The following is a 15,980-nucleotide window of genomic DNA, read 5'->3' on the forward strand; positions in this document are numbered from 1 at the left end:
AATGGACAAATCTGTAGACTTTTTGAGTCAAAAAACTGGGCTAGAAATAGCTATTATAGGTATGAGCGGTTGTTTTCCAAATGCTCAAAATATTGAGCATTTTTGGCAAAATCTTCGAGACGGAATAGAGTCAGTTCATTTCTATAACGATCGAGAACTACAAGATTTAGGTATAGACCCGGATTTAATCAGCAATCCTAATTATGTCAAAGCAGAGTGTATAGTCGAAGACATAGACTTGTTTGATGCCTCATTTTTTGGCATTAATCCTAGAGAAGCTGAAATTATGAGTCCCTCGCACCGCTTTTTTTTAGAGTATGCGTGGAAAGCTCTGGAAAATGCGGGCTATAACTCAGAGGTTTACAATAAGCCGATTGGAGTTTACGCCGGTACTAGTGCAGGTAGTTACTTATTTAACATTTATTCTAATTCCGAAATTGTCGCCTCTGCGGGTGATAAACAAATAGAAAAAGGAAATTCTCCTGACTATATCACCACATTTGTTTCTTACAAATTAAACTTGCAAGGGCCAAGTTATGCGGTGCAAACAACTTGCTCAAGTTCTTTAGTTGCTGTACATTTGGCCTGCCAAAGTTTGCTGAGTGGTGAATGTGATATTGCTCTAGCTGGAGGAAATTCAATATCAAAAACTGGTGGTTATTTGTATCAAGAGGGAGGGATTGAATCTCCTGATGGACGTTGCCGTGCCTTTGATGCTAAGGCGCAGGGAACCTTAAAAGGAAAGGGTTTAGGTATTGTGGTTTTGAAACGATTAGAGGAAGCGATCGCAGATAGAGATACGATCCATGCAATCATCAAAGGTTCTGCAATTAATAACGATGGCTCGTCGAAAGTTAGCTATACAGCTCCTAGCATAGATGGTCAAGCGAAGGTAATTAGAGCGGCTCAGGCTATGGCTGAGGTTGATTCTGAGACAATTACCTATATTGAAGCTCATGGAACCGGAACTACTTTGGGAGATCCCATTGAAATTGCCGCCCTAACACAGGCTTTTCGCGCTAGTACTCAGAAAAAAGGATTCTGTGGTATTGGTTCGGTCAAGACTAATATTGGACATTTAGATGCTGCTGCTGGGGTGACAGGTCTAATTAAAACTGTCCTAGCGCTGAAGCATAAACAGATACCTGCTAGCTTGCACTTTGAACAACCAAATCCTCAGATTGATTTTGCCAACAGTCCCTTCTACGTTAATACGAAACTGTCTGAGTGGGATACCAACGGCATTCCTCGTCGAGCAGGAGTCAGTTCTTTCGGTTTTGGTGGGACGAATGCCCATGTAATTCTGGAAGAAGCCCCAATAGCTCAATTTTCTACTCCTTCTCGGTCTTGGCAGTTGTTGTTGTTGTCTGCGAAAACGAGTTCGGCACTGGAAACTGCAACGACAAATCTTGTTAGCCACCTTAAACAGCATCCTGATTTAAATCTAGCTGATGTAGCCTATACTCTTCAGGTGGGTCGGCGAACATTTGACCATCGTCGAATGCTGGTATGTCAAAATTTTGATGATGCAGTACAAGTTTTAGAAACCTTAGATTCACAACGGCTGTTTACTCATTACCAAGAACCTTGTAACCGACAGATTGTATTTATGTTTCCCGGTCAAGGTTCACAGTATGTAGATATGGGTCGAGAATTATACGAGACTGAAACAGTATTTCGGAAACATATCGATGAGTGCTGTGAGATACTCAAATCTCATTTAGGCGTTGATTTGCGTACTATTTTATATCCAGACAAAGAACAGGTTGGAGTAGCTGCACAGCAATTACAACAAACTCATATTGCCCAGCCAGCGTTATTTGTGATTGAGTATGCCCTAGCGCAGTTGTGGATAGACTGGGGTATATCTGCGGCGGCAATGATTGGTCATAGTATAGGCGAGTATGTAGCAGCAACACTGGCGGGTGTATTTTCTTTAGAAGATGCTTTACTACTGGTTGCAGGTCGTGGACAACTAATGCAACAACTTCCATCTGGGGCTATGCTTTCCGTTGCGCTTTCTGAGGAGGAAATACAACCTTGGCTGAATCAGGAACTAACTCTTGCCGGAATTAACGCATCATCATTGTGTGTTGTATCAGGTGGTGTAGAAGCGATCGCTAAATTGCAAAGTCGTTTAACACAGCAAGCTATAGAGTGTCGTCCATTGCATACTTCCCACGCTTTTCATTCTCCCATGATGGATGCGATCGTGGAACCATTCACAAAGCTTGTGGATAAAGTTAATTTAAATCCTCCGCAAATTCCTTTCATTTCAAATCTGACAGGAACTTGGATTACTGCTGCTGAAGCAACCAATCCTAGCTACTGGGCAAAACATTTGCGAAACACGGTGCGCTTTGCTACAGGAATTTCTGAGTTAATTAAAGAACCAGAGCAAATATTCTTGGAAGTTGGGCCTGGGAGAACTTTAAATACTTTTGCCAAACAACAAACTCATGATTCAATTGTCCTGAGTTCAATGCGCCATCCAAAAGACCGACAATCCGATGTGGAATTTTTACTCAACACGTTGGGGCGTCTTTGGCTAGCAGGGGTACAGGTAGATTGGGATAGGGTTTATGCGTTTGAGCAAAGGCAGCGAATCCCATTACCGACATATCCTTTTGAACGCCAGCGTTATTGGATTGAGCTAAACAAAACCAACGATGGCAATCATCGTGCAACTAAACTCAGCAAAAAACCCAATATTTCCGACTGGTTTTATCTTCCTACCTGGAAACAAGCAAAGTTACTTGAACCTTTTCACAAAGCAAAGCTGACAAAGCAAAAGCAGTGCTGGCTAGTTTTTCTGGACTCGTGTCAATTGGGTTCACAAATTGCCCAACAGTTGGAGCAACAGGGTCAAGAAGTGATTACTGTAATGGTAGGAGAAGAATTTAGCCAACTGAGCGCGAGCGCTTACACAATCAATCCTCAACGGCGACATGACTATGATGCCTTGTTTCAAGCACTGCGTGCAATAGAAAAAATTCCACAAACCATTGCTCATTTTTGGGGCATTACCGCCAACATTGAGTCAGAATCAGCAATTTCCAGCTTTGGAAAGCATCAAATCGGTTTTTACAGTTTACTGTACATAGCACAAGCACTCAGTAAACAGAACATTACGACCTCTGTTGAAATCATGGTCGTGACCAATAATCTGTATGATGCGATCGCACAAGAGAAATTGATTCCCGAAAAAGCGACAGTACTAGGGCCTTGTAAAGTCATTCCCCAAGAGTATCCAAACCTTACCTGTCGCAACATTGATATCATCATTCCAGAATCAGGAGACTTCAAAGAAAACCAAATCATAGAACAACTCATGGTAGAATTTACAGCCCAGTCAAATGACTTGGTTGTTGCTTACCGTAGTAGTCATCGATGGATACAAATTTTTGAGTCTACCCAAATTCCAGAAGTTGTAGAAGAAACAACTAGACTTAAAACAGGAGGAATTTACTTGATTGCGGGTGACCTTGCAGGAAATCTTGGTTTAACCTTTACAGAGTATCTAGCTCAAACATTACAAGCTAAGTTGATCCTGATTGGGAATATAGGGCTACCTCAAAGAAATGAATGGTCTGAATGGTTAATAACTCACAATGAACAAGATGCAATTAGTAATTACATCAAAAAAATCCTAGCGTTAGAAGAGTTAGGTACAGAATTGCTAATTATTGAGGCTGATGTTGCCAATGTTGAACAAATGCAAGTAGCAATTAATCAGTCCTATGAGTACTTTAATAGAATTAATGGAGTGTTTTATGTAACACCAATGGGTAACGAAAAGTCAACTTTCTCTATTCAAGAGATTAGTAAAACTGAAAGTGAATCACTATTCCACTCCAAACTTGACGCACTCTATGTATTAGAAAAAGTTTTGCAAGAGAGAGAACTAGATTTTTGTCTGGTGCAATCCTCTTTATCCTCTGTTGTGGGAGGACTGGGACTTGTTGCCTATTCTGCTGCTAATCTTTTCACTGATGCCTTTGTTAACAAACTTAATCAGACAAGCTCTGTTCCGTGGTTCAGTGTCAATTGGGATGCTGTAAAGTATGAAGAGAAATCAGAAACAAATATTGCATTTGGAGCAGATTTGAATGAATTGGTAATGACCCCCAAAGAGGCGTGGGATGTTTCTGGGCGCGTTTTATCAATGGGTTCAGCAGGTCAATTCATTGTTTCACCAGGAGATTTACAAATTAGGCTCAACACATGGCTGAAGCGAGAATCTCTAAAGAATCCAGACAATTCTCAAGATATACTATCGCAGCATTTAAGACCAAATCTGCAAACAGCATACATAGCTTCTAGTAATGAGATTGAGGAAAAGATTGTCAGTATTTGGCAAGAGCTACTTGGTATCGAAAAAGTTGGTGTTAACGATAACTTTTTTGAATTGGGAGGACATTCCTTATTAGCGGTTCAGGTGACTTCACGTCTGCGAGAAATTTTTCAAGTGGAATTGCCCTTACAAAGTATTCTTTTTGATGCTCCAACTGTGGCTGGACTCGCTGTACTCATTGCTACAACGCAACCCCAACAAGAAGAATTCTCAGAAATGGCAGCTTTATTACAAGAAGTTAGAAACCTGTCACCAGAAGAAATTCAACAAGAATTAGTATAGCTCTCCAGTTGAATAAACTTGAAAAGCTGATGAAATCAACAGGATCTTTTCTGTGTTGTAGCATTATGTAGTATAGCAATTCTATTTTAGTTGTAAGAAATTAGTCGAGGCTATTGACTGTCAATGACTAAAACCCAATATTTATCGCTCATTTAGTATTGCTATCTTGAATTTTGCTAATAATCCAATTAAAAATTGAATAGTTTTTTGCATAAATTGAGGATTTTAATCATGGAATTTAGCTTATTTTATTTTTCTGGTAATGGTTTAACCACTCAAAGTAATAAGTATAATTTATTAATAGAAAGTGCCAAATATGCTGATAAAAATGGATTTTCAGCAATTTGGACTCCTGAGCGTCATTTTCATTCATTTGGAGGACTTTACCCCAACCCTTCACTAACCAGTACAGCTTTGGCAATGATTACTAAGCGAATTCAATTACGCTCTGGTAGTCTGGTCATGCCACTTCATAATCCAGCACGAGTTGCAGAAGAGTGGTCTGTAGTTGATAATCTCTCAAATGGTAGAGTTGCTCTTGGTTTTGCTTCTGGTTGGACAGTAGATGACTTTGTACTTTCTGGTGAGAATCATGCAAACCGCAGAGAAGCAATGTGGCAGGGAATTCAAACAGTCCAGCAGCTTTGGGAAGGCGAACAAGTCGAACTCAAAGATGTTACTGGCAAACTTTTCAAAGTGAAGACATTTCCCCGACCAATACAGCATAAGCTACCTATTTGGATTGTATGTAAATCAAACGCGACATTTGTTGAAGCTGGCAAAATAGGTGCTAACATATTAACCTATTTGTTGGAAGGGACTTTAGAAGAAGTAGCCCTACAAATATCTTTATATCGTCAATCTTTAGCTAAACATGGTCACGATCCTCAATCTGGCAAAGTAGCAATGATGTTACATACTTTTGTAGGAGAAGACTATAATATAGTAAAAGAAGAAGTCAGAGAACCTTTTTACAATTACTTGAAAGTGCATATCGATCTGCTAGAAAATCTTGCCAGAAATGCTGGTTTGCAAGTCAACTTAGAAAAGTTTACAGAAGCAGATATTAATAGCCTTTTACGATTTGCTTACGAAGGACTGCTCAAAGGAAAAACTCTAATTGGGTCAAAAGCAAGCTGTATGCAAATGATCGAACAAATACAAAAAGTTGGTGTTGATGAAGTTGCTTGTTTGATTGACTTTAATCCCAATTTTGACTCTGTGATGACGGGCTTGACTCACCTGAAAGAGTTAAAAGATATGTGTAATCAAGAAAAGATGGCATCGTTGAGATAAATGCTTAATTACTCTGAATAGTCGATTTTTTTAGTATTAGTTATTGTGGATATGTACTAATGGGTAATTTTTATCAACAACTTGCTGCTCTTTCTCCCGAACAAAGAGTAGTACTTGAGAAGCGGCTCAAGCAGAGAGGTTTGAGTCCTCTAACAAATCCAGAGATATCTAAAATCGAAATATCTAAAAGAAAAGATTATAATGAGTTGCCTTTGTCCTTTGCTCAACAGCGACTATGGTTTTTTCAGCAATTAAACCCTGATAATAGTGCTTATAATGGGATGAGTGCCTTGAGCCTTAAAGGTCAGCTGAATGTGGCACTCTTAGAAAAAGTGTTTACTGAAATTGTCAGACGCCATGAAAGCTTAAGAACAACTTTTATTACCAATTCCCAAGGACAACCAATTCAGGTAATTGCTTCCAGCCAGCCGATTATATTACCAATAATCGATCTTCAGGGAGCACCTAATCAACAAGAAGAAGTTCAAAGACTAGCTAGTGTACAAGTTCAGCAACCCTTTGACCTCACTAAGCCATTATTGCGGATAACTCTCCTCAAGTTGACACAGACAGAGTATGTGCTGTTTTTAATCATGCATCACATTATTTCCGATCGTTGGTCTGATGGGGTATTCGTGCGGGAAATGAAAGTTCTTTATGAGGCTTTTGCTAATGAGCAACCTTCACCATTAGCGGAACTACCAATTCAGTACGCAGACTGGGCAATTTGGCAGCAACAATATCTGCAAGGAGAAGTATTAGCAACCCAAATAGCTTATTGGAAAAAACAGCTTGCTCATCTTGCTGTGTTAGAACTACCCACCGACAGACCTCGACCATCTGTTCCAACTTATCAAGGTGCTATTCAGTCCTTTGAGTTATCTAAAACTCTATCTGATGCACTCAAAGCCATGAGTGCAAAGGAAGGGGTAACTTTGTTTATGTTACTAGTAGCAGTATTTAAAGTTTTACTGCATAAATATACTAATCAGAGTGATATTGTTGTTGGCACCGATATTGCTAACCGGAATCGAGTTGAAACAGAAGGACTAATTGGTTTTTTAATCAACACTTTAGTGTTGCGTACTGACTTATCTGGAAATCCATCTTTTCGCTCTTTACTCCATCGGGTACGTGAGGTAACTCTGGGGGCTTATGACCATCAAGACCTCTCGTTTGATAAGCTAGTAGATATTCTAAATCCAGAGCGAAATCTAGCTCAAATGGTACCCTTGTTGCAAGTAAAATTCGATCTGCAACTGGCACGTGTAGAACCATTGGAGCTTTCAAATCTAACTGTGAGTCCCTTGACTTTTAACAATGGAACAGCAAAATTTGAGCTACGCTTCAACTTGGTGGAAACAGAACGAGGACTAACCGGAAAAGTTGAGTATAGTACCGATCTCTTCGATATTGCCACCATTATGTGGATGGTGGAACATTTTCAGACTTTACTGGAGGAGATTGTCGTTCATCCAGAATATAGACTTTCAGAGTTGTCGCTCTTAACGCCAACTGAGCAACACAAATTACTTGTAGAGTGGAATAATACTGAGGTTGAATATCCGCAAACCTGTATTCATCAGTTGTTTGCAACTCAGGTGAAGCGCACACCGGAAGCTGTAGCAGTAGTGTGTGAAAATGAGCAGTTAACCTACAAAGAACTCAACGCTAGAGCAAATCAACTAGCACATCACCTGCAAAAGCTAGGTGTAGGAACAGAGGTGTTGGTGGGAATTTGTGTGGAGCGTTCGTCGAAGACGTTGCCGAAGGCATCGCTCCACACGATCGTCGGCCTATTGGGTATCTTGAAAGCAGGTGGTGCGTATGTACCCCTTGACCCAGTTTATCCCCAAGAGCGTTTAGCTTTCATGTTGCAGGATGCTCAAGTACCAATAATCCTGACTCAACAACATTTGGTAGAGAAACTTCCAGAACATCAAGCACAAGTAGTTTGCTTGGACATTGACTGGGATAATATTGCCCAGAATAGCCCAGAGAACCCTATTGTTAACTCACAAGCGAGTGACCTAGCATATATTATCTACACCTCTGGTTCGACTGGCAAACCCAAAGGAGTTTGTGGTTCCCATCAAGGTGCAATTAATCGTTTTCACTGGATGTGGCAGACTTATCCATTTACCTCTGAAGATATTTGTTGCCAGAAAACATCCTTAAACTTTGTAGATTCAGTGTGGGAAATTTTTGGAGCCTTACTCCAAGGAGTAAAGACAGTAATTATCCCCGATCGAGTCGTCAAAGCCCCAAAAGAATTTGTCACCACTCTTGCTAATAATCACGTGACAAGGTTGCTAGTTGTGCCTTCATTGCTACGTGTATTATTAGATACGTATAGCGATTTACAGCTACGATTACCTAAGTTAAAGCTGTGGGTAACTAGTGGCGAGGCACTCTCCATTGAACTGTTGCAGCAATTTCGCCAAAACTTGCCGACATGTACCTTGTTAAATCTTTATGGTTCGTCAGAAGTTGCTGCTGATGTTAGTTGCTACTGTATTGAGCCGCAAACGCCAATACCTTTGCGTGTTGCTATTGGTCGTGCGATCGCCAATACAAAAATCTATGTGTTAGATCCATATCTACAACCTGTGCCAATGGGAGTGCCTGGTGAATTGTATATCAGTGGTGCTGGGCTAGCTAGAGGCTACTTGAACCAACCAGAGATGACAAAAGAGCGATTTATCGCCAATCCCTTCGCAAATGCGAAAGAAGACCAATCCTGGAATTGCGATCGCAAAGCGTGTACAAAGTACTCTCGCCTTTACAAGACTGGGGATTTAGCTCGTTATCTCCCCGATGGCAACATTGAGTTTCTAGGACGAATCGACGACCAAGTTAAGATTCGTGGTTTCCGCGTTGAATTAGGAGAGATTGAAGCAGTACTCGGTCAACATCCAGGGGTGCAAGAAGCCGTAGTTATATGTAGGGAAGATGAACCCGGAAACCAGCAACTAGTAGCATATATAGTTTCTCATCTACAGCAAACACTCAGCGTTAGTGAACTTAATCGCTTGCTAAAAGAGAAACTGCCTGATTATATGATGCCAAAATCCTTTGTGATGTTGGAAGCTTTACCACTACTGCCAAATGGTAAAATTAATCGTCGGGGCTTGCCATTACCTGACCAAGTACGTCCCGAATTGGCAGCTACTTATCAGCTACCCCAAACGGAGATTGAACAAAGCATTGCTAATATTTGGCAAGAAGTACTTCACATCGAGGACGTAGGAATTAATGACAATTTCTTTGAACTCGGTGGCCATTCATTGCTTTTAGTTCAGGTTCATAACAAATTACAAAAAATATTTCAGCAAGAATTTCCCTTGTTTGAAATGTTCCACTATCCAACCATTAGCTACCTAGCTCAATATCTTAGTCAGCAGTCAAGTGAACAACAGTCTCTTGCAGAACCTTCTCATCGACCTGAAAGTAGGCAAGCTTCCATACATCGCCGAAAACAAGTCAGACAACAATATCGAGCAGTAACAAAGCCAAAAGATACTTAATTTCAATAAAGTGAATAGGCTGTAGCAAGTTTATCAATTAATCATTAAGGATTAAAAAACTAAATTACAGCAATCACTCAAAAATGCCATAAAAAAATAATCTAAGCAAACAAAAGAAAAAAAATGACAATAAGCAAACAAGATATCCAAAAACAAAATTATTTTTTTGAAAGCGAGCAAACTTTGCAACATGGAATTGAAGAACAAATAATAGAATTATTTACTTCATCTGGCAAAGCAAATTTTCACGATATAGATGGTTTAGTTGAGACAATATCCCAAAACTTCTTAAGTACAATTGATGCCAATACTGAGATTGAAATAGATTCTTTATTAAATAGTTTTTGTAATAGTAAAATACCTGTTAAACCTGCTAATTTTCAAACTTATCTCAAATCCTTAACTAACAACGTTATCGATCATTCAATACACACGTCTTCGCCTCGATTTATTGGTCATATGACCTCTGCACTTCCCAGCTTTGTACATCCTCTTGCCAAACTCATGACGGCAATGAATCAAAATGCCGTTAAAATCGAGACAGCTAAATCTCTCAGCTTCTGTGAACGAGAGGCTTTAGCAATGATGCATCGACTGATTTACAACTTTTCTGATAATTTCTATGCTCAACATATTCAAAATAGCCAGAGTACTTTAGGAATCTTGCTTTCTGGTGGTACAACTGCTAACATTACAGCCCTCTGGTGTGCCCGAAACAATTCTTTGGGAGCAAAAGATGGGTTTGGTGGCGTAGAAAAAGAAGGCTTAACAGCAGCATTAGATTTCTACGGCTATAAAGGAGCAGTAATTATTGGCTCTGAATTGATGCATTTCTCTTTTGATAAAGCTGCGGATTTGATGGGCATTGGTATACAAGGTTTGATTAAAATCCCTACTAACTCTAACAATCAAGTTGACATACAAGCATTACGCGAAGCTGTTGTGAAATGTCATGCTCAGAAATTGCTGATTATTGGTATTATAGGCGTTGCCGGCACCACAGACTCAGGTGGAGTAGATTCGATCGCGGAGATTGCAGAGATTGCACAAGCAGCTAAAGTTCATTTTCATGTAGATGCTGCCTGGGGTGGGCCACTGATTTTTTCTGAACAACATCGACATAAACTTGCTGGTATTGAATGGGCTGATTCAGTAACCATTGATGGACATAAACAAATGTATCTGCCGATGGGCATTGGGATGGTTTTTTTCCGCGATCCCGATCTGGCCAAAGCAATCGAAAAGCAAGCAGCCTACACCATGCGTAAAGGGTCATTTGATTTAGGTAAACGTGCTTTGGAAGGTTCTCGACCAGGTATGGCTTTATTTTTACATGCTGGGCTAAATCTGATCGGACTTAAGGGATATGAATTTTTGATTGATGAAGGAATTCGCAAAACTCAATATATGGCAGATAGGATTTGTACTATGCCGGAATTTGAGTTATTAGCAAAACCTGATACTAATTTACTTATATATCGCTATATTCCAGAGTCATTAAGAGATATTGTAGTTAAAAATAATTTGACCGAAACCGATAATCAGCTAATTAGTCAATTTAATGAAAAAATCCAGAAGATTCAGCGGCAAATTGGTCGAACTTTTATCTCGCGGACAACAAAAACTACTATCTGCTTCGAGCGGGAAATTCCAATTATTGCTCTGCGTGCAGTAATCGCTAATCCACTCACGACTAAAGAAGATATTGACGCAGTTTTAAACGATCAAATTCAGATTGCTTCCGAAATGTCAATAGTAAATTGTATAGATTTTAACGAAAAAGTAGACCAGTTTTAGTGGTTTGAATTGGGAGTTTTTTTAGATTCAGGGCTGACAGAAAATGCTAGATAATTTTAACAGTTTAAATGAGCAAGACGAAATAGCTATTATCGGTATGGCAGGGCGTTTTCCTGGAGCTAAAAACGTGGATGCGTTTTGGCAAAACATCCGAGATGGTGTAGAGTCTATTTCTTTTTTCACTAATGAAGAACTAGTATCTGCTGGCATAGACTCCACAGTGTTGAATGACCCCAAATATGTTAAAGCAGGCGGTGTCATAGAAGACATAGAATTATTTGATGCTGCATTCTTTGGCTTTACTCCTACAGAAGTAGAAATTACAGATCCCCAACATCGTCTTTTCTTAGAATGTGTTTGGGAAGCTCTAGAAAATGCCGGCTATGACTCGGAAACTTACAGTGGTCGAATTGGCCTTTTTGGTGGTGTCGCTGTCAGTACTTATTTATTATCTAATTTATATTCTCACCGCAATTTATCAGAATCAGTTGACAATTTTCAAATTTCTATTGGAAATGATAAAGATCACCTATCTACACAAATTTCCTACAAATTGAATCTTAAAGGGCCAAGCATCAATGTGCAAACTACCTGTTCTACATCGTTGGTAGCGGTTCATTTGGCTTGTCAAAGTTTGCTGAATGGCGAAAGTGATATTGTTCTAGCTGGTGGTGTAGCAATAAAAGTGCCACAAAAAGCCGGATATAAATATCAGCAAGGAGGGATTAATTCTCCTGATGGGCATTGTAGAGCTTTTGATGCTGATGCACAAGGAACTGTTTTCGGTAATGGTTTAGGTGTGGTAGTGCTGAAGCGGCTAGAGGATGCTGTAGCCGATCGCGACTTTATTCATGCGGTAATTAAAGGTTCGGCTGTCAATAACGATGGCTCTCTCAAGGTTGGTTACACAGCTCCCAGTCTTGAAGGTCAAAGAGAAGTCATTTTAGAGGCGCTGGCCTTAGCTGGAGTTGAACCGGAAACTATTACATATATAGAAACACATGGGACTGGAACTCCGTTAGGAGATCCCATCGAGATTGCGGCTCTAACACAGGCTTTTCGTGCTAGCACAAACAAAAAAGGCTTTTGTGCGATCGCATCAGTAAAAACCAACATCGGACATCTGAATACAGCTGCTGGTGTAACTGGCTTAATCAAAACTGTCCAAGCCCTAAAGGATAAACAAATACCCCCTAGTTTGCACTTTCAGCAGCCTAATCCCCAAATAGATTTCGCCAACAGCCCCTTCTACGTCAATACTAAGTTATCAGAGTGGAATACCAACGGGACTCCTCGCCGCGCAGGTGTCAGTTCTTTTGGTATTGGTGGGACTAATGCCCATGTTGTTCTAGAAGAAGCTCCAGTTGTTGCGCCCGCAAGCGATTCCCGCCCTTGGCAGTTGTTGCTGCTTTCAGCCAAAACTAGTACAGCGCTGGAAACTACCACAGCTAATCTTGCTGCTTATTTCCAGCAACATCCTGATATTATCCTGCCGGATGTCGCTTACACTCTACAAGTAGGTCGTCGAGATTTTGACCAGCGGCGGATGATAGTTTGTCGTGATTTAGATGATGCAGTAAAAGCGCTGACTACTTTAGATCCACAAAAAGTTTTCACCCATTACCAAAAACCTAATCGTCGTCCCGTCATCTTCATGTTTTCGGGGCAAGGGACGCAATATGTGGATATGGGACGAGAACTGTACGAGGTAGAACCGACATTTCGCAAACATGTAGATATCTGTGCCCAGATTCTCCAACCATTGCTCAATCTTGACATCCGCCAGATACTCTTCCCTAAAGAACAAGAAATTGAAATTGCTAGACAACAACTGCAACAAACAGCAATTACCCAACCAGCACTATTTATTATAGAGTACGCCCTTGCTCAGTTGTGGATGTCATGGGGAGTGCAACCGATAGCGATGATTGGTCACAGCATCGGGGAATATGTCGCAGCCACAATCTCCGGTGTGTTCTCCCTAGAAGATGCAATAGAAGTGGTGGCAATTAGAGGGCAACTGATGCAACAGTTGCCCAAAGGGAGTATGCTGGCAATTCCATTACCAGCAACAGATGTGCAATTTCTTTTAGATGCACAGCCATTAGTTGAACTTGCAGCGATTAACAGCCCATCTGCGTGCGTGGTTTCTGGTACTGTAGAAGCGATCGCCACATTTCAAAAGCAATTATCATCACAAGGAATTGAATGCCGCCTGTTGCAAACATCTCATGGGTTTCATTCTCTGATGATGGCACCAATATTGCAAGCATTCACTTCATTTGCGAACAAAGTCAAACTCAACCCGCCGCAGATTCGCTTCATATCCAATGTCACTGGTAGTTGGATTACAGACGAACAAGCCACAAGTCCTAACTACTGGAGTCAACATCTGCGGCAAACTGTGCAATTTTCTGCTGGCATATCGCAATTGTTAGAGCAATTTGAAGGTGTTTTCTTGGAGGTGGGGCCGGGACGGACGTTAAGTACATTAACAACCCAGCACAAACCTGATGCCAAACAACTTGTGCTGACTTGTTTGCGCCATGCTAAAGAACAACAATCCGATTTAAGCTTTTTGTTGCAGACATTAGGTCGGATGTGGTTGGCTGGTGTAGAAATAGATTGGTCAGGATTCTACACTCACGAAACACATCATCGTCTGCCTTTGCCTACTTATCCCTTTGAACGTCAGCGTTATTGGATTGAACCCAAGAAACAAGGAATTGACGATCGACTTACTGCAATATCACCAAGCAAAAAGCCCGATATTGCTGACTGGTTCTACATCCCTTTCTGGAAACCATCTTTACCTCCTGTACAGTTCTCACATGAAGAATTAGCAATTCCAAAATCTTTGACTTTGGTGTTTATCGATGAGTGTGGTTTTGGTAGCAACTTAGTCAAACAACTGGAACAACAAAACCATGATGTCATAACTGTAAAAATTGGTGCAGAGTTCACAAAGTTAAATGACTATGAATACATTCTTAATCCGGAAAAAGCAAATAATTATGATGCTTTAATCAAGGAACTTATAATCCAACAGAAGTTGCCCAAAAATATTGTTCATATGTGGAGTGTTACACCTATATATGACAAAAAATTAGAACTGGAAGAAGTTGAACAAGCTCAAAAAACTGGATTTTATAGTCTGTTATTTATTGCCCAAGCTTTAGGAAGACAGGAAACTACCGAACAATTACAAATCACAGTCATTTCTAACAACCTACAACCAGTCACAGGAACTGAAATACTTTGTCCAGAAAAAGCAACTTTACTTGGCCCGATTAAAGTTATCTCTCAAGAATACTCAAATATTAGTTGTCGTAGTATTGATATTATTCTTCCTATCAGTGAAACTTGGCAAGCCGAAAAACTCATAGAACAATTGCTAACAGAATTGACAGTTGCCACCTCTGACAAAATAATTGCCTACCGAGGGATTAATCGCTGGGTGCAAACTTTTGAACCAGTGCGCTTTGATGCAGCAAAGATAGGAAAACCGCGATTAAAGCAAAGGGGAGTTTATCTAATTACAGGTGGACTTGGAGGTATTGCACTTGTTATAGCAGAATACTTGGCTCGAACTGTACAAGCAAAACTTTTGTTAATAGGACGTTCAGCTTTACCTAACCGAGACGATTGGGAACAATGGTTGCTGACTCACGATGAAAATAACAATACCAGCCGCAAGATTCAGAAAGTGCAAGCACTGGAAGAGTTGGGTGCTGAAGTATTGGTGGTGAGTGCTGATGTGACTAACAGCGAACAAATGCAAAATGCGATCGCTCAAACTCACTCAAAATTTGGTCAGCTAAATGGTGTTATCCACACTGCTGGAGTTCCTGGAGGCGGTGTGATTCAGCGAAAAACTTACAAAGAAGTTGAAAGTGTTTTAGCACCCAAAGTTAAAGGTACATTAATTCTTGATTCTCTTGTTAAAGATATCCAATTGGATTTCTTTATTCTAGCATCATCCATGAATTCAATTTTAGGAGGGTTTGGACAGGTAGATTATTGTGGAGCGAATGCTTTTCTTGATGCCTTTGCTCAATGTAATACTTCAAAAGATGGCAGATTAATCACAAGTATAAACTGGGGCGCTTGGCAAGAAGTTGGGATGGCTGTAAATACAGTAGTATCACAACAAATCCAAGAATTGCGTACAGAAAATCTTAAACAAGGAATATTACCTGATGAGGGTATTGATGCATTAACACGTATTTTAGCAAGTACAATACCCCAAGTTGTAGTATCCCCGTCTGACTTTCTCAATTCACTCGAACAGGACAGTTCCCATCACAAAACACGTGTATTAGAATTGTTAGAAACTGTCAGTGAATCAAATTCAAAACATCCACGGCCAGATTTGAGTAATGATTATGTTGCACCTAGCAATAAAATCGAGAAAAAGCTTGTAGACATTTGGCAACCAATTTTGGGAATTGAACGCATAGGAATACATGATAATTTCTTTGAATTGGGTGGTGATTCACTTATCGGTATTCAAGTTATTTCTCATCTGAATAAGGCATTTGATTTAAATATTTCTGTAACCAAACTTTATGAATGTCCGAATATATACTCTATGTCTAAAACTTTATTCTCTGAAGAATCTCAGAAAAATGCTTTTGAACAAAGGCTAAATCGTGGGCAAAAAAGAAGGGAGAGAAAACTACAAAATAATCTAGAACAATAAAATAATCTAAATTAATTTAGTA

At 40.1% G+C, this 15,980-nt stretch carries 5 protein-coding genes; all 5 read left to right on the plus strand.

Annotated elements, in window-relative coordinates; genetic code table 11:
* Position 1 precedes the first annotated feature (1 nt).
* A complete protein-coding gene (locus V7L01_RS10085) occupies positions 2-4,636 on the plus strand; it encodes a type I polyketide synthase (RefSeq protein WP_335034301.1) in 4,635 nt (1,544 codons plus the stop codon).
* A gap of 231 nt (positions 4,637-4,867) precedes the next feature.
* Complete coding sequence (locus V7L01_RS10090; RefSeq protein WP_335034303.1) at positions 4,868-5,932, plus strand: LLM class flavin-dependent oxidoreductase; 1,065 nt, start codon at positions 4,868-4,870, stop codon at positions 5,930-5,932.
* Between the two features lie 59 nt (positions 5,933-5,991).
* The gene (locus tag V7L01_RS10095; protein WP_335034305.1) at positions 5,992-9,459 is read left to right on the plus strand and encodes a non-ribosomal peptide synthetase; all 3,468 of its coding nucleotides are present in this window, start codon (positions 5,992-5,994) and stop codon (positions 9,457-9,459) included.
* Positions 9,460-9,582: 123 nt separating this feature from the next.
* Positions 9,583-11,256, plus strand: a complete 1,674-nt coding sequence (locus V7L01_RS10100; protein WP_335034307.1) for an aminotransferase class V-fold PLP-dependent enzyme — start codon at positions 9,583-9,585, stop codon at positions 11,254-11,256.
* Between the two features lie 43 nt (positions 11,257-11,299).
* Positions 11,300-15,958 (plus strand): type I polyketide synthase, encoded by a 4,659-nt coding sequence (locus V7L01_RS10105; protein WP_335034309.1) that lies wholly within the window; start codon positions 11,300-11,302, stop codon positions 15,956-15,958.
* Positions 15,959-15,980 lie beyond the last annotated feature (22 nt).

It is taken from the genome of Nostoc sp. (assembly GCF_036917095.1).
Classification (GTDB): domain Bacteria; phylum Cyanobacteriota; class Cyanobacteriia; order Cyanobacteriales; family Nostocaceae; genus Nostoc.